Source organism: Streptomyces sp. RK9 (assembly GCF_045070545.1).
In the GTDB taxonomy this organism is placed as follows: domain Bacteria; phylum Actinomycetota; class Actinomycetes; order Streptomycetales; family Streptomycetaceae; genus Streptomyces; species Streptomyces alboflavus.
On sequence record NZ_CP173703.1, the window covers coordinates 1,359,840 to 1,382,811 of the forward strand.

A 22,972-nucleotide genomic window follows, 5' to 3' on the forward strand; every position below is an offset into this window, starting at 1 on the left:
CGACGAGCCTCTCGTCACCTGCCGGCATCGTGGTCCTCCGTCTCGGCGTGCGGGGCGGGCGCGGTGAGGTCCGGGCCGACGCCGTGGCCGCTGTCGTTGTCGTCGTGGCCGTCGTACGCGCCGGTGTTCAGTGCCAGGGCCAGCAGCCCTTCTGCGTCCATCCGGTCGATCGAGCCGTACGACGGTCCGGCACCGTCGCCGTCACCCCCGCCTTCGCCTTCGCCGTCCGGTGGCGGCGCGGTGCCCGTCGGGCGGCCCGCCAGGTCGAGGAGGGCGTCGAGGAGGCCCGCGTCGCGCAGGCGGGCCAGCGGGATGGCGGCGAGGGCCTCGCGGACCTGGCGCTCGGTGTCGCGCCGGGTGTCGGAGTCCGTGTCCACGGGGGCGAGTTCCACGGCGAGGTGCTCGGCGAGTGCCGTGGGTGTGGGGTGGTCGAAGACCAGCGTCGGCGGCAGCCGCAGGCCGGTCGCCGCGGTGAGCCGGTTGCGCAGTTCGACGGCGGTCAGCGAGTCGAAGCCGAGGTCCTTGAAGGCCCGGTCACGCCCCACCGCGTCCGCGCTCGGGTAGCCGAGGACGGCGGCGGTCTCGGAGTGGACCACGTCGAGCAGTTGTCGGTCCCGCTCGGCCGGTGGCAGGGCGGCCAGGCGCCGCCGCAGTGCCGCGGCGCCCGTGCTCCCGGAGCCGCCGCGCCGCGCCGGAGCGCGCACCAGGCCGCGCAGCACCGGCGGCAGGGCCTCGTGGCGCGCGCGGAGCGCGGCGAGGTCGAGCCGCATGGGCAGGAGGAGGGGTTCGTCCAGGGCGCGGGCGGCGTCGAACAGGGCGAGGCCGTCCGCGGTCGTCAGTCCCTGGACGCCGGAGCGGGCCATCCGGGCCTGGTCGACCCCGGCCGTGAGCTCGCTGCTCTCGGCCCACAGCCCCCAGCCGAGCGCCAGGGCGGGCAGTCCCGCGCGGCGTCGGCGGCGCATCAGCGCGTCCACGCAGGCGTTGGCGGCGGCGTAGTTGGCCTGGCCCGCGCTGCCCAGGGTGCCCGCGGCCGAGGAGAAGACCACGAACGCGGCCAGGGGCGCCGTCCGGGTCAGCTCGTCCAGGTGGATCGCCCCGTCCGCCTTGGGCCGGAACACGCGGTCGATCCGTTCCGGGGTCAGCGCCGGGAGCACGCCGTCGTCGAGGACACCGGCCGCGTGCACGACGGCCGTGAGGGGATGCGCGGCGGGCACCGACGCCAGGAGCGCGGCCACCGCGTCGCGGTCACCCACGTCGCAGGCCGCCCAGGTCACCTCCGCGCCGTGCGCGGCCAGTTCGGCGGTGAGCGCCGGGGCCTCGGCGGTGTCGCCGCCGCGCCGGCCCACCAGGAGCAGTCGGCGGGCGCCGTGCGTGACGACCAGGTGCCGGGCGAGCGCACGCCCGAGGGTCCCGGCGGCTCCGGTCAGCAGGACGGTGCCGTCGGGGTCCCAGGCGGTGGGGGTGGCGGGGGCCGTGGCGCTGGGCCGGGGCGCGGTGGGGGCCGGGGAGGGGGTCGTGTTCTGAGCGGCGGTGGGGTCCGGGGCCGCGGCCGCGCCCCGAGCCGCGGTGGTGCCCAGAGCCGCAGGCGCACCCCGAGCCGCGGTGGGATCCGGGGCCTCGGTCGCACCCCGAGCCGCAGGGGTGCCCAGAGCCGCAGGCGCACCCCGAGCCGCGGTGGGGTCCGGGGCCGCGGTCGCACCCCGAGCCGCAGGGGTGCCCAGAGCCGCAGGCGCACCCCGAGCCGCGGTGGGATCCGGGGCCAGTGGCGCGCGCTCCAGGCGGGGCAGGAGCATCCGGCCCGCGCGGACGGCGAGTTGGGGCTCGTCCATGGCCGCGGCGGTGGCGAGGGCCGTGTCGAGCGCGGCCGTGGATGCCGGGTCGCCGTCGAGGTCGGCCAGGACGAACCGGCCCGGGTGCTCCGCCTGGGCCGAGCGCACCAGACCCCACACCGCCGCGGCGGCCAGGTCCTCCTCGGTCGCGTCGTCCGGGGTGGCGACGGCGCCGCGCGTGACGAGGACGAGCCGCGCCGCGCTCCCGGTGTCGTCGGCGAGCCAGTCCCGCAGCAGGTCGAGGGCACGGCAGGTCAACTCCCGCGCGCGCGCCGCCTCGTGCGGGTTCCGGTCCGGGGCGGGCGAGCCGTCTTGCGGGCCGGACGGGGCGTCTTCCGGGCCGGGCGAGCCACCGGCCGCGCCGGACGAGTCGCCCCCTGAAGCGTGCGCAGCGTCTTCCGTACGGGGCGAGGCGCCTGGCACGACGGACGAGCCGCCATCCGGACCGCGCAAAGGGTCTTCCAGGCCCGACGAGCCACCCGACACGCGGAACGCACCGCCACCCGTACCGTGCGAGGCATCTTCCAGGCCAGGCAAAGCGCCTGGCACGACGGACAAGCCACCGTCCGGACCACGCGAGTCGTCTTCCGGGCCGGGCGCGCCGCCTGGCGCACTGGACACGCCGTCGCCGGGACCGTGCGAGTCGTCCTGCGGGTGGCAAGAGCCGCGCCCCAGCCCCGTACCGAGCGGCACCAGGACGACATCGGGCGCCGCCGCACCGGACTCGATCGCCGCGCGGTACGCGGGCAGGTCCGCGAAGTGCCCGCCGTCCAGGGCCAGTCCCAGGTCCTCGCCCCCGAGCACGGCCCACGTGCTCGGCGTGCTCGGTGCGGGCGGCGCCGATCCGGCGGGCACCGTCGTCCACGTGAGCCGGAACAGCGCGTCGTGCTGCCCACCGGACGCACGCAGTTGCTCGGGCGAGACGGGGCGGGCGACGAGGGAGCGTACGGTCACCGCGGGCGTGCCGTCGGCGTCCGCCACGACCACCGACACGCCGTCGGCCGTGCCCGGGGACACCCGGACGCGGACCTCCGGGCCGCACGGGGCGTGCAGGGAGACGTCGTTCCAGGCGAACGGCATGGCCGCGCCACCGGTGCCACCGGAGCCGGCCGGATCGTTGTCCCGGGTGCGGAGCAGGCACGCGTGCAGCGCCGCGTCGAGGAGCGCGGGATGAGCGTGGTACCTGCCCGCCTCGGCGTGGCTGTCGTCCGGCAGCGCGGCCTCGCCGAGGATCTCGTCGCCGAGGCGCCACGCGGTGTGCAGGCCGTGGAAGGCGGGGCCGTAGGAGAGGCCGATCTCCTCCAGGCCTTCGTAGAAGTCGGACAGGTCGACGGGGACGGCTCCCGGGGGCGGCCAGGCGCCGTCGAGGGCGGCCGGTGCCGCGGTGTCCGCCGCGGTGAGCACGCCGCGGGCGTGGCAGGACCAGGGGGCCGGTGCGGCCGGTTCGTCGTGGCCGTCGGGGCGGGCGTACACGCCGATCGTCCGCGTGCCGTCCTCCTCGGGCGGCGCCACCCGCACCTGGATCCGGGCCGCGCCCCCGTCGGCGAGGACCAGGGGCCGTTCCTGGATCAGCTCGCGGACGTGCGGGCAGCCGGTCCCTGCGCCCGCGAGGGCGGCCAGTTCCACGAAGGCGGTGCCGGGGACGACGACGGTGTCGCCGACGGCGTGGTCGGCGAGCCACGGGTGTGTGTCCAGGGACCAGCGCGCGGTGAGCACGGCCTCGGCGGATTCGGCGAGGTCGACGCGGGCGCCGAGGAGCGGGTGGTCGGGGCGGCCGAGGCCCGCGGCGGTCACGTCACCGGCCCCGGCGGGGGCGTCGAGCCAGAACCTGCGCCGCTGGAACGGGTACGTCGGCAGGTCGACGACGCGCGGCGTGCGGCCGGCCCAGGCCGCGGACCAGTCGACGGCGACCCCGTGGGCGTACGCCTCGGCGACCGAGGTCAGGAAGCGTTCCGGTCCGCCCTGGTCGCGCCGCAGCGACGCCACGGCCACGCCGGGCCCGCCGGGCCGCTCCGCCAGGACCTCCCGCAGTCCCATCGTGAGCATGGGGTGCGGGCTGGACTCGACGAAGGCGCCGAAGCCCTGGGCGAGCAGTTCCCGTACGGCGGGCTCGAACCGGACGGACTCCCGCAGGTTGCGGTACCAGTAGTCGCCGTCGAGGCCCGCGGTGTCCAGGAAGGCGCCCGTCAGCGTCGACATGAAGGCGACGCGGCCGGGGCGGGGCCGGATCCCCGCGAGGTCCTCGGCGATGCGTTCGCGTACCGCTTCGACGTGGGGCGAGTGGGAGGCGTAGTCCACCGGGACGCGGCGCGCCCAGAGCCCGGTGCGCTCGCAGTGGGCGAGGAGGTCGTCGAGGACCTCCGTGCCGCCCGACACCACCACCGACGCGGGCCCGTTGACGGCCGCGAGGGAGAGCCGCCCGTCCCAGGCGGCCACGAGGTCCTCGGCCCCGGCGGCGCCCAGGGCGAGCGATACCATGCCGCCGCGTCCCGCGATCGCCGTCAGGGCGCGGCTGCGCAGCGCGACGACGCGCGCGCCGTCGTCGAGGGAAAGACCTCCGGCCACGCAGGCCGCGGCGATCTCGCCCTGCGAGTGCCCCACCACGGCGGCGGGTTCGACGCCGTACGACCGCCACAGCTCCGCGAGCGACACCATGACCGCCCACAGCGCGGGCTGGACCACGTCGACCCGCTCGGGGTCCACCCCGGCGGCCCGGCCCCGGACGACGTCCGCCACGGACCAGTCGGTGTACGGGGCCAGCGCGTCTGCGCACTCGGTCAGCCGGGCCCGGAAGACGGGCGCGGCGTCCCACAACCCGGCCGCCATGCCTGCCCATTGGGCGCCCTGACCCGGGAACACGAAGACGGTCTTCCCGGGGTCGGCCGCCACTGCTTCGACGGCGGCGGGCGTCTCCCGGGCCTCCGCGACGGCGGCGAGTGCGGGAAGGAGCGCGTCCCGATGGCCGCCGAGGACCACGGCGCGGTGCTCCAGGGCGGCGCGGGTGGCCTGGAGCGAGTGGGCCACGTCGACGGGGTCGAGCGCCGGGTCGGCGAGGAGCCGGTCGCGGAGGGCGGACGCCTGGGCGCGGAGGGCGGGGTCGCTGCGGGCGGAGAGGGTCAACGGCACGGGGGGGAGGGCTTTTTGGGGGTCGTCCTGTGCGGGGCGCCTCGCGTCGTCGGCGCCGGTCGCCGCGGTCGGCTCGGCCGGGTCGGTGCCGGGCCGCACGGCTTCCCGGCCGCGTCCGGCGCCCGGCGCCGCGCCCGCCACGACCGCCTCCGGGGGCGCCTGCTCCAGGACCACGTGCGCGTTGGTGCCGCTGATCCCGAACGACGACACGCCGGCCCGCCGGGGCCGCCCCGCGTCCGGCCAGGGGCGGGACTCGGTGAGGAGTTCCACGGCGCCGGAGGCCCAGTCGACGTGCGGTGAGGGCGCGTCCACGTGCAGGGTGCGGGGCAGGACGGCGTGGCGCAGCGCCATGACCATCTTGATGACGCCCGCGACACCCGCCGCCGCCTGGGTGTGCCCGAGGTTGGACTTGACGGAGCCGAGCCACAACGGCCGCTCCGGCGGGCGCTGTTGTCCGTAGGTGGCGAGGATCGCCTGGGCCTCGATGGGGTCGCCGAGGGTGGTGCCGGTGCCGTGGGCCTCGACGGCGTCCACGTCGGACGGCGCGATCCCGGCGCCCGTGAGGGCCTGGGTGATGACGCGTTCCTGGGCGGGGCCGTTGGGGGCGGTCAGGCCGTTGCTCGCGCCGTCCTGGTTGACGGCGGAGCCGCGCACGACGGCGAGCACGCGGTGGCCGTTGCGGCGCGCGTCCGAGAGGCGCTCGACGAGGAGGACCCCGGCGCCCTCGCCCCACACCGTGCCGTCGGCCGCCGCGGCGAACGGCTTGCAGCGGGCGTCGGCGGCGAGAGCCCCCTGCCTGGCGAACTCGGTGAAGGCGTTCGGCGAGCACATCACGGTGACGCCGCCCGCGAGCGCGAGGTCGCAGTCCCCGCCGCGCAGCGCCTGCGCGGCCAGGTGCAGGGCCACGAGCGACGACGAGCAGGCCGTGTCGACGGTGACGGCGGGGCCCTCGAACCCGAAGGTGTACGCGATGCGGCCGGTGGCGACGCTGCCGGAGCCGCCCGTGCCGAGGTACCCGGCGATGTCGTCCGTGATGGTCCCGAGCCGCGTCGTGTAGTCGTGGTACATCAGCCCGGCGAACACCCCGGCGCGGCTGCCGCGCAGGGCCGTCGGGTCGAGGCCCGCGCGTTCCAGCGCCTCCCAGGAGACTTCGAGGAGGAGCCGCTGCTGCGGATCCATCGCCACGGCCTCGCGCGGGCTGATGCCGAAGAACTCGGGGTCGAACTGCGCGGCGTCCCGCAGGAATCCGCCCTCGGCCGCGAACGCGCCGGAGGCCGGCGGGGACCAGCCGCGGTCGGCGGGGAACGCGGAGACGGCGTCGGCGCCCCGGTCCACCAGGCGCCACAGGTCCTCGGGCGAGGCGACGCCGCCCGGGAACCGGCAGGCCATGCCGACGACGGCGATCGGCTCGTCGGCCCGGGCCCGGGCCCGGGCGCGTACCGCGGGCCGCTCGCGCCGGTCCTGGCCGGTGAGCCGCCCGTGGACGTGCGCGGCGAGTTCCTGCGGCGTCGGGTGGTCGAAGACGAGCGTGGCGGGCAGCCGGAGTCCGGTCGCCCTGGCCAGGCGGTTGCGCAGCTCGACGGCCGTGAGCGAGTCGAAGCCCAACTCCTTGAAGGCGCGCCCGGGTTCGACGGCGGTCGGGCCGTTGTGGCCGAGGACGGCGGCGGCCTGGGCCCGCACCACGTCGAGGACCCGGCCTGCGCGGTCCTGCGGGGCGAGGTCGGCGAGTTCGCGCGCGAGGGCGGAGTCCCCGTCGGCGCTCGCCGCGGCACGGCGCGCGGGTGGCCGCACCAGGGCGCGCAGCAGTGCGGGGACGCCCGCGGTGGCGGCCCCGGCCCGGACGGCGGCCAGGTCCAGGCGGGCCGGGACGACGACGGGCAGGTCGGCGGCGAGGCCCGCGTCGAGCAGGGCGGTGCCCTCGGCGGCGGACAGGCCGGTCACCCCGGCGCGGCGCAGCCGGTCGCGGTCGGCGTCCGACATGCCGCCGGTCATGGCGCTGGTCTCGGCCCACAGCCCCCAGGCCAGGGACAGCGCGGGCAGTCCCTGCGCGCGGCGGACCCGGGCGAAGGCGTCGAGGAAGGCGTTGGCCGCCGCGTAGCCGCCCTGGCCCGCGGTGCCGAACGTGCCCGCCGCCGAGGAGAACACGACGAACGCGGAGAGGTCCGCATCCCGGGTCAGCTCGTGCAGGGTGACCACGGCATCGACCTTCGGCCGGAACACCGTGTCGATCCGCTCCTCCGTGAGCGACGCCACGACACCGTCGTCCAGCACACCACCCGCGTGCACCACCCCGCTCAGGGCGCGCTCCCCCGGCACCTCGGCGAGAACCTTCGCCAGCGCCTCCCGGTCCGCCGCGTCGCAGGCCGCCCAGCGCACCGACGCCCCCAAGTCGGCCAGGTCTTGGGCGAGTTCGGCCGCCCCGGGCGCGTCCGCGCCACGGCGGCTCACCAGCAGCAGGTGGCGTACGCCGTGCGCCTGGACCAGATGCCGGGCCACGACGCCGCCGAGGACACCGGACGCGCCGGTCACCAGAACCGTCCCGCCGGGGCGGAAGGCGACGGCGGGGCCGTTGTCGGGCACCCGCACCCGCTGGAGCCTCGGTACGAACACCTCCCCGCCGCGCAGCGCCACCTCCGGCTCGTCCCCGCCCACGACAGCGGACAGCGCGTCGGCCGACACCTCCTGGCCGTCCCAGTCGACCAGGACGAGCCGGTCCGGGTGCTCCGCCCGCGCCGAGCGCAGCAGGCCCCACACCGCGGCGAGGGCCGGGTCGGCCGTCTCGTCGTCGCGTACCGCCACGGCACCGCGGGTCAGCACGACGAGACGGGCGGACGAGGCACGGCCGTCATCGCCGGAGTCGTCAGCTTCGGCGGACCCGGCGGACTCAGTGGACTCGGCGGATCCGGCGGACTCGGCGGATCCGGCAGACTCAGCGGATCCGGCAGACTCAGCGGACTCGGCAGACTCGGCGGACTCGGTGGGCTCGGCGGACTCGGTGAGCCACTGCCGCGCCGACGTCAGCGCCCCGACGACGGCGTCCCGGGTGGTCCCGGGCAGGTCGCACGTGTCGTCCCCCGCCGGTACGGGGAGTGCCATGAGTACCGCGTCCGGTACGTCCTGCGCGGCGGTCACCGCGGCGAGTTCGCGCTCCCGCCGCACCTGGGCGCCGGTCGCTTCGAGGGCCGGGGCGAGCGCCTCGGCGCCGTCGAGGACCGCCCAGGTGCGCGGCGGGCCGGACGTGGCGGCCGGGGCGGGCACCCAGTCGACGGCGAAGAGGGAGTCCGTCGGGTCAGGGGCGGCCGGGCGCAGCCGGTCGGGCGTCACCGGGCGCAGGGCCAGGGACTCCACGGACACGACGGGCGCGCCGGTCGCGTCGGCGGCCTCCAGCGCGACGGCGTCGGGGCCCACCGGTGTGATCCGGACGCGCAGCCGGGTCGCGCCGACCGCGTGGATCCGTACGCCGGACCAGGAGAACGGCAGCCGGGGCCCGCCCCCCGCGTCCGCCTGGCCCGCGCCACCACCCGCACCACCGCCGTCGCCCGCCGCGTGCGTCCCGCCGTCGAAAGCGGCCGCCGCGTGCATCGCGGCGTCCAGGAGCGCCGGGTGGATCGCGAACCCGTCCGCGTCGCCGTCCCCCGGGAGCACGACCTCGGCGAAGATCTCGTCGCCCTGGCGCCAGGCGGCCCGCAGGCCCCGGAAGCCGGGGCCGTACCGCAAGGAGAGACCGGCCAGGCCCTCGTACACGCCCTCCACGGGCAGGGGTTCGGCGTCGGGCGGCGGCCAGGCCGTCAGCGGGTCGCCGCCGCGCCGGGCGGTGCCGCCGAGCGTGCCGTCGGCCTGTCGGGTCCAGGGTGTGTCGGGCGCGTCCTCGGGGCGTGCGTGGAGGGTGAGGGGGCGGTGCCCGGCCGCGTCGGCGGGGCCGACGACGGCCCGCAGCTGGACGCCGCCGCGCGCGGGCAGGACCAGGGGTGCCTCCAGGGTCAGCTCGGCCACGCCGTCGCAGCCGATCTGCTCGGCGGCCTGGACGGCCAGTTCGAGGAAGGCCGTGCCGGGCAGCAGGACCACGTCGCCGACCGCGTGCTCGCCGAGCCAGGGGTGGGTGTCGCGCGCGAGCCGTCCGGTGAGGAGGGCGCCGCCGGATTCGGGCAGGTCGGTGGCGGCGCCCCACCACGGGTGGTCGAGCGGGCTCAGGCCGACCGCGCCCACGTCCCCGGTGGGCGGTTCCGGGTCGAGCCAGTAGCGCTGCCGGTCGAAGGCGTATGTGGGCAGCGGCACGCGCCGCGCGTCCGTCCCGGCGAAGACCCGTTCCCAGTCCGGGGATCCGCCGCCCGCGTACACCTCGCCGAGGGAGCGCAGGAACCGGTCGAGGCCGCCGTCGTCGCGGTGCAGCGTGCCGGTCACGAGGGCGTCGCGGCCCAGGCCGCCGAGCGTGGACGTGAGGCCGAGGGCGAGCACCGGGTGCGGGCTGCATTCGACGAACGTGCCGTGTCCGGCGGCGGCGAGCCGCTCCACGGCGTCCGAGAGGCGGACGGTGCGGCGCAGGTTGCGGTACCAGTACTCGGCGGTCAGTTCGGTGCCCGGCACGACCGCGCCGGTGACCGTCGAGTACAGGGGCAGCGCGCCCGCGCGCGGGCGGATCGGCGCGAGCGCGTCGAGCAGGTCCGCGCGCAGGAGTTCCACCTGCGGGGAGTGCGAGGCGTAGTCGACGGCGACGCGCCGGGCGCGGACGCCGTCCCGCTCGCAGGCGGCCACCAGGGCGTCGAGCGCCGCCGGGTCGCCGGAGAGCACGACGGAGGACGGGCCGTTCACGGCGGCGAGCGCCAGCCGGTCGCCGAACTCCGCGAGGCGCGCCCGGACGTCGGCGACCGGCGCCGTCACGGACACCATGCCGCCCGCCCCGGCGAGGCGTTCGGCGACGAGCCGGGACCGCAGCGCCACGACCCGGGCCCCGTCGTCCAGGGACAGCGCCCCCGCCACGCAGGCCGCGGCGATCTCGCCCTGTGAGTGCCCCACGACGGCGGCGGGTTCGACCCCGTACGACCGCCACAGCTCGGCCAGCGACACCAGCACCGCCCACAGGACGGGCTGGACGACGTCGACGCGGTCCTCGGCGCCGTCGTCGGCGTGGCCGCGCACCATGTCGTGCAGCAACCAGTCGACGTACGGGTCGAGGGCGGTCGCGCACGCCTCCATCCGCTCGCGGAACACGGCGGACGTGTCCCAGAGCTCCCGGGCCATGCCGGTCCACTGGGAGCCCTGACCGGGGAACACGAAGACCGTCCGCCCCGGGTCCCGCGCCACTCCCTCGACCAGGTCCGCGCAGGGCTCGCCCGCGGCCAACGCCTCGACGCAGCCGAGCAGTTCGCCGCGGTCGCGGCCGACGGCGACGGCCCGGTGCGCAAGCGGCGCGCGCGTGGTCGCCAGCGAGTACGCAACGTCACCCGCGCGGAGGCCGGGGCGCGCCGCGAGGTGCTCCTGGAGCCGGGCGGCCTGCGCGCGGAGGGCGTCGGGGGTTCCCGCGGAGAGCACCCAGGGGACGGGGGACGGGTCCACCGGGGTCGGCTCGGCCACTGGGGTCGCGGTGCCCTCCAGGCCCTCATCGCCCGCAGCGACAGCGTCCCCCGCCTCCACGATGACGTGCGCGTTCGTCCCGCTGATGCCGAACGACGACACCCCCGCCCGTCGGGGGCGGCCGTCGGTGGCCGGCCAGGGGCGGGGCCCGGTGAGGAGGCGTACGGTGTCCGACGACCAGTCGACGTGCGGGGTCGGGGTGTCGACGTGCAGGGTCGGCGGCAACAGGCCGGCGCGCAGCGCGAGGACAGTCTTCATCACGCCCGCGATCCCGGCGGCGGCCTGGGTGTGGCCGATGTTCGACTTCAACGACCCGAGCCACAGGGGGCGTTCGGCGGTGCGGCCCTGTCCGTACGTGGCGAGGATCGCCTGTGCCTCGATGGGGTCGCCGAGGCGGGTGCCGGTGCCGTGCGCCTCGACCGCGTCGACGTCGGCCGCCGTGAGTCCGGCGTCGGCGAGGGCGGCGCGGATGACGCGTTGCTGCGAGGGGCCGTTGGGCGCGGTCATGCCGTTGGACGCGCCGTCCTGGTTGACGGCGCTGCCGCTGACGACGGCGAGGACGGGATGGCCGAGCCGCCGCGCGTCCGAGAGGCGCTCCAGGAGGACGACGCCGACGCCCTCGGCGAGCCCCGTGCCGTCGGCCTGTCCGGCGAACGCCTTGCACCGGCCGTCGGGCGAGAGCACGCGCTGCCTGCTGAACTCCAGGAGGGTCGCCGGGCTCGACATCAGGGTGACCCCGCCGGCCAGAGCGAGGTCGCACTCCCCGTCGCGCAGCGCCCGGACGGCGAGATGCAGGGCCACCAGGGACGAGGAGCAGGCCGTGTCGAGTGTGACCGCGGGGCCTTCGAGGCCGAAGGTGTAGGCCACGCGGCCGGAGGCGACGCTCGCCGCGCGGCCGGTCTCCAGCTGTCCCTCGTACTCCGTGTGCGTACCGGGCGTCCGCGCCGTGTAGTCCTGCCCCATCATCCCGGTGAAGACGCCGGTGCGGCTGCCGCGCACCGCGGCGGGGGCGAGGCCCGCCCGCTCGAACGTCTCCCAGGAGACTTCGAGGAGCAGCCGCTGCTGAGGGTCCGTCACCAGGCTCTCGCGCGGGCTGATCTCGAACAGGGCCGCGTCGAACGAGGCGATGTCGGTGAGGAATCCGCCTTCGCGCGCGTAGCAGGACCCCACCCGGTCGGGGTCCGGGTGGTAGAGCCCCTCGACGTCCCAGCCCCGGTCGGCGGGCAGCGCGCCGACCCCGTCGCGGCCCGCGGCGACCAGGCGCCACAGGTCCTCGGGCGACGTGACGCCGCCGGGGAAGCGGCAGGCCATCGACACCAGCGCGACGGGCTCGCGGGCCGCCGCCTCGGCGAGCCGCAGGCGCTCGCGGGTCCTGCCCAGTTCGGCGGAGAGACGCTTGAGGTAGTCCAGCGTCCTGTCGTCCGTGTCGGTGCCGTGGGCGGTGCCGGAGTCGGTGCCGTGGGTGGTGCCGGTGCCGTGGGTCATGTCGAACGTGCTGCCCTTCCCGCGAAGAGGGGGGACCTGGCGGGCTCGCCCGGGTCGGCCGCCGGCGCCGGGTCGGGTGGGGTCATGCGGTGGCGGCGCCGAAGCGCAGCGGCAGGACGTCGGGCCCGGAGACGCCCGTCGAGGGCCGCCAGGTGATCGGGCCCGCGACCTCGGGCGGGCCGAGGCGGGCCGCGAGCACGTCGAAGGCCTCGGCGAGTTCGACGCGGGCCAGCGCCGCCCCCAGGCAGTAGTGCGCGCCGCCGCCGAAGGCCAGCGGGGACGCCTCCCGTTTGACGGTGATGTCGAAGGCGTCGCCGCCCTTGAACACCAGCGGGTCGCGCTGCGCCGAGTGCGCGCACAGCCAGACGGGGGTGCCCGCCTGGATGCGCAGGTCGTTGACGGAGAAGTCCTCGGCCGCCGACTTGGTGGCCACGACCGTCGTGGTGGGGCACCAGCGCAGCACTTCCTCGACCGCCTGGGTGACCAGTTCGGGCCGCTGCCGCAGCAGCGGCCACTGCTCGGGGTGCTCGGCGAACGCGACCATGGCGTGGCCGAGTTGGTGACTCGTGGTCTGGTATCCGGCGACGAGCAGGGTCGCGATGAGGGTGCGCAGCTCGCGGTCGTCGAGGGCGCCGTCCTCCTGCTGGGCGCGCAGGATGTCGGAGAACAGGTCGTCTCCGAGGTCCGCCTTGCGCTCCTGGATCACGGTGTCGAAGTAGTCGTACATCCCCGCGAGGCCCTCCTCGACCTCGCCGACCCTGCTCTGGTCGGGGCCGAGGGCGAGGACCAGGTTGGTGTTCTTGCACCAGCGGCCGACGACCGCGTGGTCCTCGGCGGGGAAGCCGAGCAGTTCACAGACGACGGCCGCGGGCAGCGGGTCGGCGAACGCGGCCACGAAGTCGCGCTCTCCCCCGGTCGCGAGCTCGTCGGCGAGGCGCTCCGCGGTGGCGCGGATGAAGGGCCGCAGGGCGGTGATGCGGCGGGCCGTGAACGCGTGCGTGACCAGGCCGCGCAGCCTGCGGTGGTCGGGGCCCTCCAGGCTCTGCATGAAGTCGCGCATGAACTCGCGCACCAGGCCCTCGGAGGGTCCGACGAGGTCCACGACGTCACGGAAGCCCGAGACGAGGCGCGGGTCGCGGGAGAGGCTGTGGGCCTCGGCGTACCGCAGGACGAGGAGTCCCAGCGGGGTGCCCGCGACCCAGGACCGCTCCCTGGCCTCGGCCACCTCGGGCGAGTCCCAGGCGAAATCCGGCACGGTGATGTCCAGGAACGGCAGATCCTGCCACGACGTCCCGGACTCTGCGACGGTCGACATACTCGGTCCTTCCCTCGGCGAAAAGGCGGGTGCGCTGCCGCACCGCATTCTGTGCAGTGGCTCTTGGCGCCTTCTTGGAGTCGGCTTGGATCTTGGGTTGGCCCGCGGTCGCGCCCGGCCGCGGGGGCCCGGGGCGCTCCCGGGGCGCGTGGGTCACAGGGGTTCGGCGGGCACGCCGGCGTACAGGGACCGCAGGGTCGCGAGGAGTTCGCCGTCCACGGGGACGGCCGTGCCGTCGACGGCGGTGACCGGTCGCACGCCGAAGGCCGCGTTGGTCGCGAACACGCCGCGCAGGGCGAGGAGTTCGCTCCGGGTGACGGGTGCGTCACGGGACGGTACGCCCCCGGCGGTGGCCGCGTCGCGCAGGAGGCGCGCGGTGACGCCGGGCAGGCAGTGCGCGCGGGGCCACAGGAGCCGGGTCCCGTCCCAGCCGCAGACGTTGAAGGTGGTGCCCTCCTGGACGCGGTCGTCGTGGTCGAGCAGCAGGGCGTCGTCGAAGCCCCGCCGCCGGGCGTCCCGGCGCAGCCGCAGCGTGCCGAACAGGGCGGTGTGCTTCACCTCGGGCAGGTCACGGACGTGGGCGGCGGTGGCGAGGCGCAGCGGGGGCGGTACGTCCGGTGGCGCGGGACGCGTACTGATGAGCGCGACCGGGGTGAGGGTGTCGGGGCAGTCCAGGCTCATCTCGGGCGCGCACACGGTCACCCGCACCGTCACGGGCCCCTCGCTCCGGTCGGCGACGCACCGCAGCGCCGCCCGCACCGCGCCGGTGTCGAGGTCCGCGGCGAACAGCGTCCGGCAGTCGTCGGCGAGGCGCCGCAGATGCAGGGCGAGCCCGCGGACGCAGCCGCGCTCGACGCGGAGGGTGGTGAAGTGGCCGTAGTTGTAGAGGGCGAGGGCCGAGAGGTCGCCGGCGGTGGCGGGGGTGCCGTCGAGCCGTGCGACCACGGCCTGAGCCGTCGTCACGCCCGCCACACCCGCACCCGACGCCGCCCGTTCACCCCTCACGCCGCTCCCCCTCCTCCGCCCCCGTCAGCAGCGCGTGCGCCCGCACCAACGCCCGCCCCTTGAGCAGCACTTCGTCGAACTCGTCGGCGGGGTCGGAGTCGAGGACGATCGCGCCGCCCGCGCCGATGACCGTGCCGGTGCCGGAGGTCACGGCGGTGCGGATCACGATGTTGAGGTCCGCGCCGCCGCAGAGACCGAAGTAGCCGATGGTGCCCGAGTAGATGCCCCGGGCCTCCTGCTCCAGGCGGTCGATGATGGCCATCGTGCGCAGCTTCGGCGCGCCCGTCATGGAGCCGCCGGGAAAGCACGCGCGGACGCACGCGACCGGGTCCACGTCGCGCCGCAGCCGGCCGCGGACCGTGGTGACGAGCTGGTGCACGGTCGCGTACGACTCGGTGACCATGTACGCGGGCACGTCGACGGAGCCCACCTCGCAGACCCGGCCCAGGTCGTTGCGGAGCAGGTCGACGATCATGAGGTTCTCGGCGCGGGTCTTGGCCGACGCGGTCAGGGACCGGCGCAGCCGCTCGTCGCTCACGGGGTCCGCGCCGCGGGGCGCCGTGCCCTTGATGGGCTTGCTCTCGACGGTCCCGTCGCGGTCGACGCGCAGGAACCGCTCGGGGGACGAGCAGACGACGCCGAGCGCGCCGAGGCGCAGATAGGCGCTGTAGGGCGCGGGGTTGAGGCGCCTCAGCAGCAGGTGGTAGTCGAGCGGGTCGGGCAGGGCGGGCAGCCGCATCCGGTTGGTCAGGCAGATCTCGTAGCTCTCGCCGCTGCGCAGTTCCCTGAGGCAGTCCTCGATGTCGTCGACGTAGTCGGCGCGGGCGCGGGCGAGGAGGGCCGCGCCCGCCGGTGCCGCGGCGGCCGGGTCGGGGGCGGCGGGGGCGGCGTCCGGCAGGTCGCGGGCGAGCCGGGCCGTCCGGGTCACCCAGGAGCGGGCGGGCGCGCTCTCGTCGGCGCCGGGGCCGCTGAGGGCGAGGACGTAGGTGCGGTCCTCCTGGTGGTCCACCGCGATCAGCCGGTCGGCGAACATCCACACGGCGTCCGGCGTCTCGGCGCGGTGGACGTTGGGGCTGCCGCACTCGGCCTTCAGCTCGTACCCGAAGTAGCCGACGTAGCCGCCGTTGAGGTCGAAGGGGAGGTCCGCCGCGCCGACCGGGCGGGCGCGCAGGCGGTCCTGGAGGACGTCGAAGATGGTGCCGTCCTCGGTGTGTTCGCCGGTGGCGTCGCGGACCGTGACGGCGTTCTCGCCGGTCCGGTACGTCAGGGTCTCGGCGAGGGGGCCGGAGTCGTCGCCGAGGAAGGAGAAGCGGGCCCCGCCGACGCCGGGGGCGCTGCTGTCGAGCCAGAAGGCGTGCTCGCTCCCGGAGAACAGGGTGCCGAACAGCGCGGCGGTGTCCACGGCCCGGTCGACGGCCTCGACGGTCAGGTCGAGGCGTGCCGCCCCGGCGGTCTCGGGCGGGCGGGCCCAGGGGGCGTACGCGGGGGGCGGGGCGGCGTAGTGGCCGCCTATGAGTTCGGCGAAGTTCCGCAGGAGCTGGGCGCCCCACTCGCTGGCCACGGACTCCGGGTGGAACTGCAGGCCCCAGCGGGGCAGTTCGTCGTGGCGGAGCGCCATGACGGTCCCGTCCTCGGCCCAGGCGGTGGCGCGCAGGGCCCGCGGCAGGGGTTCGGTGACGCGCAGCGAGTGGTAGCGCACCGCCGTGAAGTGCTGCGGCAGGCCGTCGAACAGGTCCTCGCCGCCGTGCCTGACCCGGGTCAGATGGCCGTGCCGCGGCACGCCGGGGACCACCTGCCCGCCGTAGTGGTGGGCGATGGCCTGGTGGCCCAGGCACACCCCGAGGACCGGCACGTCCCGCCAGCGGTCCAGGAGGCCCTGGCAGAAGCCGAGGTCGGTGGCGCGCTGGGGCCGGCCGGGTCCCGGTGAGATCACCACGCAGTCGAACGCCGCCGGGTCCTGGTGCGCCCAGGACGGGTCGTCGTTGACCAGGACGGTCGGCTCCTTGCCGTACACGCGGGCGAGGAGCTGGAACAGGTTGTAGGTGTAGGAGTCGTAGTTGTCGATCAGCAGCGCACGCATCGCGTGGTTCCTTGTCAGGTTCGAGCGGGACCGGATCGTTCCGGTTCGGCGCGCCGGAGACGGCCTACTCGCCGAGCAGGTTGTCGATGTAGTCGAAGACCTCCTCCCGGGAGGCCGAGCGGAGCCGGTCCGGCACGGCGTCGTCCTGGTGCGGGACGGGTGTGCCCGTGGCATCGGGGGCGGCGTCCGGGCCGTTCGGCGAGTCCGCCGGCGGCGCGTCCGGGAGGAGCAGGGTGCGCAGGTGCTGGCTGAGGGCGTGCGGCGTCGGGTAGTCGAAGACGAGGGTGGGCGAGAGCCGCAGGGCGGTGGCGCCGCCGAGGCGGTTGCGCAGGTGCAGGGCGCGCAGCGAGTCGAACCCGATGTCGGCGAACGGGCGCCGTTCGCCGACGGCTCGCGGGTCGTCGTAGCCGAGGACGGCCGCGACGTGGGTGCGCACCAGGTCGAGGAGCAGGGCGTCCTGTTCGCCCTCGGGGAGCTGGGCGAGGCGGGTCGCCAGGGCGTCGCCGTCCGGCTCGGCCCCGGTGTCGGCGGCGGCGACGGTGGCGCGGCGGACGGGCGCGGCGGCGAGTCCGCGCAGCAGGGGCGGTACGTCACCGCCGGGGCCGCCGCGCAGGCCCGTCGTGTCCAGGCGCAGGGGGAAGACGACGGGTTCGCCGGTGGCGCGGGCGAGGTCGAGCAGGGCGAGCCCCTGGTCGTCGGCGAGCGGTTTGACGCCCGACCTGGCCATCCGCCGCAGGTCGCCCTCGTCGAGGCCCGCCGTCAGGTCCGACCGGGACTCCCACAGCCCCCAGCCGAGCGAGACGCCCGTGAGCCCGGCGTCCCCGCGGGCCGCCATGAGCGCGTCCACGAACGCGTTGGCCGCCGCGTACCCGGCCTGCCCCGCGGGTCCGAGGACGCTCGACACGGACGAGAACACGACGAACGCCACGTCCGTGCCCGCCGTCAGCTCGTGCAGATGCCAGGCCCCGTCCGCCTTGGGCCGAAGGACCCGGTCGACGCGTTCCGGCGTCTGGTCCGCGAGAAGGCCGTCGTCCAGTACTCCGGCCAGGTGCACGACGGCCGTCAGGGGGTGCTCGGACGGGATCGACGCCAGCGCCCCCGCAAGGACGGCCCGGTCCCCGACGTCACCCGTCACGACCTGGACGTCCGCGCCTTCGGTACGCAGTTCCCGTACGAACGCGGCGGCGCCCGCGTCCGATGCGCCGGACCGCGACACCACGACGAGGCGCCGCACCCCGTGCGTCACCACCAGATGCCGCGTCACGAGGCGGCCCAGCGTGCCGAGGCCGCCGGTCACCAGGACCGTCCCGTCCGTGCGCCAGCCGGCGCCGCCGGGCGCCGCCGTCAGCCGCGCGAGCCGCGGCACGAGCAACGCCCCGTCCCGCACCGCGACTTGGTCCGCCGCGCCCGCCACCGCGTCGACGAGCGCGGCCCGCGAGGCGTCGAGCCCGTCGAGCCCGTCGAGATCGACCAGGCGGACGCGGCCCGGGTGCTCCGACTGCGCCGAGGCGACGAGGCCCCAGACCGCGGCGAGGGCGGGGTCGGGTGCCGTGCCGGCGACCGTGGCGACCGCGCCCCGGGTGAGGACGACGAGGCGGGTGTCCGCCAGGCGTTCGTCGACGAGCCAGTCCTGGAGGGCGGCGAGGACGCGGTGGACGGCGTGGTGAGCGGCGGTGGCCGTGTCGGGGGCCGGGGCGGCCTTGTCGGGGGCCGGGGCTGCCGTGCGGTCCCTGCCCGCCGCCGCCAGGTCCCCGGCCGCCGAGTGCTCAGGAAGTTCCGCGAGTACGAGGACCTCGGGGGCGTCGCCGCCGGTGTCCAGGTGGGCCCGCAGCGCCGCCGGGTCGGCGTGGTGGGCGCAGCGCACGCCCCGGGCCGTGAGGGCGTCCTCGGCCTCGGTGGCCCCGGGCCCGATCCACGCCCAGCGCGCCCGTTCCGGGTCGCGCGGCGCGGACGGCGGCTCGGGCCGCCACTCCAGGCGCAGCAGCGAGGCGTCGGCGGTGGCCGCGGCCCGGCGCAGGGAGTCGGCGGCCACCGGACGCATGCCGAGGCTTTCGACCGTCACGACCGGGTGCCCGGCGGGGTCCGTGGCGGTGACGGACAGGGCGCCGGTCCCGGTGAGGCGGAGGTGGGCGCGCAGCCGGGTGGCGCCGGTGGCGTGCACGGTCACACCGCTCCAGGAGAACGGCAGCCGGGTCACGGTCTCGCCGGGGGCCGAGCCGGGCGCCGCCACGAGGGCCGCGGCGTGCAGGGCGGCGTCGAAGAGGGCGGGGTGCAGGGCGTAGCGGTCGGCGCCGCCCGCGCAGGCGGGGAGTTCGACTTCGGCGTACAGCTCACAGGCCGCGGCGGCGTCCGCATCCGTGGGGGTCCGCTCGGGACCGGCACCGGCAGCGCCGCCCGTCCCCGCCTCAGAACCCGTCCCCGTCTCAGGACCCGCTCCAGCCTCAGACCCCGTCCCGTCGCCGTCGCCCTCGTCGGCGCGCCAGCAGCGCACCAGCCCCTGGAACGCGCCGCCGTAGTGCAGCCCGGACTTGGCCAACTCCCGGTAGCAGTCGTCGAGTTCGATCTCCCGCGCACCGGTCGGCGGCCACGGCCGCGGCGGCTGCGGCGGGTGCTGGCCGCCGGGTGTCAGGGTGCCCTCGGCGTGCCGGGTCCAGGGGGCGTCGGCGGGGGCGTCGCCCGTCCTGGAGTGCAGGGTGAGGGCGCGCCGCCCGGAGTCGTCCGGTCCGCCGACGGCGAGCTGGAGGCGGACCGTGCCCTCCTCCGGCAGGATCAACGGGGCCTGGAGGACCAGCTCTTCGAGGACGTCGCAGCCCGCCTGCGCACCGGCCTGCAGCGCCGCTTCCACCAGGGCCGTGCCCGGTACGACGAGCACGTCGGCCACGGCGTGGTCGGCGAGCCACGGGTGGGTCCGCGCGGACAGCGTCCCGGTGCAGAGCATGCCCCCGGTGCCGTCCGCCAGCGGGACGCTGGCGCCGAGCAGCGGGTGGTCGACGCCGTCGAGACCGGCTGTCGACACGTCGGCCTCCGGCGCGGCCGCGTCCTCGAGCCAGTAGCGGGACCGCTGGAAGGCGTACGTCGGCACGTCCGTGAGGCGGGGCGCGGCATCCCCGAAGGCCTCCCGCCAGTCGACGGCCACACCGTGGACGTGGGCCTCGCCGACCGCGGTGAGCAGCCGCGCCAGGTCGCCCTCGTTGCGCCGCAGCGACTCGACGACCCGGACGTCACCGGCGCGCTCGGGGCCCACCGCCTCGGCGGTCTCCGCGACGGCGACGGTGAGCACGGGGTGCGGGCTCAGCTCGACGTACGTGGTGTGGCCGTCGTCGAGCAGCCGCTCCACCGTGCGGTGGAACTGGACGGTCTCGCGGAGGTTGCGCACCCAGTACGCGGCGTCAAGGGCCGTCGTGTCGACCGGCTCGCCGGACACCGTCGAGTAGAACGGCACGGTCGCCGGGCCCGGCCGGACGCCGGAGAGCGCCGCCAGGAGGGTGTCGCGGATCTCGTCGATCTGCGCCGAGTGCGACGCGTAGTCCACGTCGATCCGCCGGGCGCGCACCCCGCCCGCGTCGAACGCCGCCAACGCCTCCTCCAGGGCCGCCGGTTCGCCGGAGATCACCACGGACTGCGGCCCGTTGACCGCCGCCACGGACACGGCGCCGCCCCACGGCGCGATGCTCCGGCGCACGTGGTCGACGGGGGCGACGACCGAGACCATGCCGCCGTGCCCGGCGAGGACCCGCAGGGCCCGGCTGCGTACGGCGACGACGCGGGCCGCGTCGTCCAGGGAGAGGGCGCCCGCGACGTGGGCCGCCGCGATCTCGCCCTGCGAGTGCCCGACGACCGCGGCCGGTTCCACGCCGCAGGACCGCCAGAGCGCGGCCAGGGAGACCATCACCGCGAACAGCGCGGGCTGCACGACGTCGACCCGGTCCAGGGTCGGCGCGCCGGACTCGCCCCGCAGCACCTTCGTCAGCGACCAGTCGACGTGCGGGGCGAGGCTCGCCGCGCAGGCCTCGATCGACTCCCTGAACACCGGCGACGTGCGCATCAGTTCGGCCGCCATGCCCGGCCACTGGGAGCCCTGCCCGGGGAACACGAACGCGACGCGGTCCCGTGCCGTGGCCGTCCCGACGGCCGTGTGCGGTCCGTGGTCGCCGTCCGCGAGCGCGGCGAGTCCCGCGAGGGCCCCGTTCCGGTCCGCGGCCACGACGACGGCCCGGTCCGCGAGGGCCGCCCGGGACCGCGCCAGCGAGTACGCCAGGTCCGCGTCCGGCGCGTCCGGGCCCGACGCCAGGAACTCCGCCACGCGCCGCGCCTGGGCGCGCAGGCCCGCCGCACCGACGCCGGAGACGAGCCAGGGCAGGGGTCGGCGGCTCGCGTCGGTGAGGTCTTCGGCGGGGTCCGCCGGGCCGACGGGGCCGGAGTGCGCCACGGGTTGTGCGTGGCCGGTGTGGCCGGTGTGGCGCAGGAGTCCGGCGTGCTCCGCGTGGCCTACCTGCTCCCCGTGACCCACCTGCTCCGCGTGGCCAGTGACACGTGCGTCCGCCAGGCCCGGCGCGCCCGCGACACCCCTCGGTCCCCCCTCGTCGTCGGGCGGCGCCTGCTCCAGGATGATGTGCGCGTTCGTACCACCGACCCCGAACGAGGAGACCGCCGTGCGGCGCGGCCGGTCGACCTTGGGCCAGGGGGTGGTCTCGGTCAGGAGCCTGACCCCGCCCGAGGACCAGTCCACGTGTGGCGTCGGCTCGGCGATGTGCAGGCTGCGCGGCAGTTCGGCGTGGCGCATCGCCATCACCATCTTGATGACGCCCGACACCCCGGCCGCGGCCTGGGTGTGGCCGACGTTGGACTTCAGCGAGCCCAGCCACAGCGGCCGGTCGTCAGGACGGTCCCTGCCGTACGTGGCGAGCAGTGCCTGCGCCTCGATCGGGTCCCCCAGCTGGGTGCCGGCGCCGTGCGCGTCCACGCAGTCCACGTCCGCCGGGGTGAGGCCCGCGTGCGCCAGGGCCTGCCGGATCACCCGCTGCTGGGCCGGGCCGTTGGGGGCGGTCAGGCCGTTGGACGCGCCGTCCTGGTTGACCGCGGAGCCCCGCACCACGGCGAGGACGCGATGGCCGTTGCGCTCGGCGTCGCTGAGCCGTTCAAGGAGCAGCACGCCGACGCCCTCGGACCAGCTGCTCCCTGCGGCGTCGGCGGAGAACGACCGGCAGCGCCCGTCCGGGGCGAGCCCGCGCTGCCTGCTGAACTCGACGTAGCCCCAGGGCGTGGCCATCACGGTGACGCCGCCGGCCACGGCGAGCGTGCACTCGCCCTCGCGCAGCGACTGGGCGGCGAGGTGCACGGCCACGAGCGAGGAGGAGCAGGCGGTGTCGACGGTGACCGCGGGGCCTTCGAGGCCGAGGGTGTAGGCGAGGCGCCCGGAGGCCACGCTGGGCATGCTGCCCACGACGCGGTAGCCCTCGGCGCTCGGCGGCACGTGCCGGATGCGGGCGCCGTACTCGCTGTACATGATGCCGACGAACACGCCGGTCCTGGTCCCGCGCAGTGTGGACGGGTCGATCCTGGCCCGCTCGACGGCCTCCCAGGACGTCTCCAGGAGCAGCCGGTGCTGGGGGTCGATGGTGACGGCCTCGCCGGGGCTGATCGCGAAGAACCCGGCGTCGAAGTCGGGCGCGTCGTAGAGGAATCCGGCGTGCCGGGTGCACGTGGTGCCGATGTGGTCGGGGTCCGGGTCGTACGCGACGGTCCAGCCGCGGTCCGTCGGGAACTCGGAGATCGCGTCGGTCTCCGAGCGCACCAGGTGCCACAGGTCGTCCGGCGACGCCACGCCGCCGGGCAGCCGGCAGCCCATGCCGACGATCGCGATCGGCTCGTCCTGGGGTCCACGGGCCGCGCCGCCGTTCCGCGCGGCGCGCGTGCCGGTCCCCGCCGCGGGCCCGGGCGCGGCGCCCTCGCCGAGCAGCAGGGCGCACAAGTGGTCGGCGAGGGCCCCGGGCGTCGGGTGGTCGAAGAGGGCGGTCGCCGAGAGGCCGCCGCCCATGGCCTCGCTGAGGCGCTCCCGGAGCCGGGCCGCGGCGCGCCCCCGGATGCCCTGGGCGCCGAAGGCCCGGCCGGGGTCGAGCGGCACCTGGTCGGCGCGGTCGAGGGCGGCGGAGGCGTGCGCGCGGATCAGGTCGATGAGGATCCGGCGCCGTTCCGCGTCGCGCGCGGCGGCCACGCGCTCTCGCAGCGGCCGGTCGCGTCCCTCGGTCCACTCCATCATTGCTTCCTTCCTGGCGGGGTACGGCGGCCGGGAACGGGTGCGACGGCGCTGCGGGACGGCCCCTCCCCCGTCGTGCCGGGCGGCGTTGTCGTCGGTGTGACCGGCACTGCGGGCACGATCGGTGTGACCGGCAGGATCGGCGCTGTCGGCGTGACCGACGCCGTCGACGTGGTCGGCGCCGTCGACGTGGTCGGCGCCGTCGACGTGGTCGGCGCGACCGAAGCGCGCGGCGTGCTCGGCGTCGTCGGTGGTCGGCACCCCGCCGCCGGGGCGTCCGAACGGTGCGGGCCGCTCCCGGACGG

5 protein-coding genes are annotated in these 22,972 nt (G+C 76.6%); all 5 read right to left on the reverse strand.

What is annotated here, in order from left to right:
* Positions 1-14: 14 nt before the first annotated feature.
* A complete protein-coding gene (locus tag AB6L24_RS05285) occupies positions 15-12,011 on the reverse strand; it encodes an SDR family NAD(P)-dependent oxidoreductase (protein ID WP_405652625.1) in 11,997 nt (3,998 codons plus the stop codon).
* 82 nt (positions 12,012-12,093) lie between these two features.
* Positions 12,094-13,326, reverse strand: coding sequence for a cytochrome P450 (locus AB6L24_RS05290; RefSeq protein ID WP_405652627.1), 1,233 nt, complete (start codon positions 13,324-13,326; stop codon positions 12,094-12,096).
* A gap of 153 nt (positions 13,327-13,479) precedes the next feature.
* The gene (locus AB6L24_RS05295; RefSeq protein WP_405652629.1) at positions 13,480-14,331 is read right to left on the reverse strand and encodes an aminotransferase class IV; all 852 of its coding nucleotides are present in this window, start codon (positions 14,329-14,331) and stop codon (positions 13,480-13,482) included.
* The gene (gene pabB / locus AB6L24_RS05300; RefSeq protein ID WP_405652631.1) at positions 14,321-16,411 is read right to left on the reverse strand and encodes an aminodeoxychorismate synthase component I; all 2,091 of its coding nucleotides are present in this window, start codon (positions 16,409-16,411) and stop codon (positions 14,321-14,323) included. Before pabB ends, AB6L24_RS05295 begins: the two co-directional genes overlap by 11 nt.
* A 64-nt stretch (positions 16,412-16,475) precedes the next feature.
* Positions 16,476-22,928: a type I polyketide synthase gene (locus AB6L24_RS05305; protein WP_405652633.1), complete on the reverse strand. Its 6,453-nt coding sequence runs from the start codon at positions 22,926-22,928 to the stop codon at positions 16,476-16,478.
* Between the last annotated feature and the right edge of the window lie 44 nt (positions 22,929-22,972).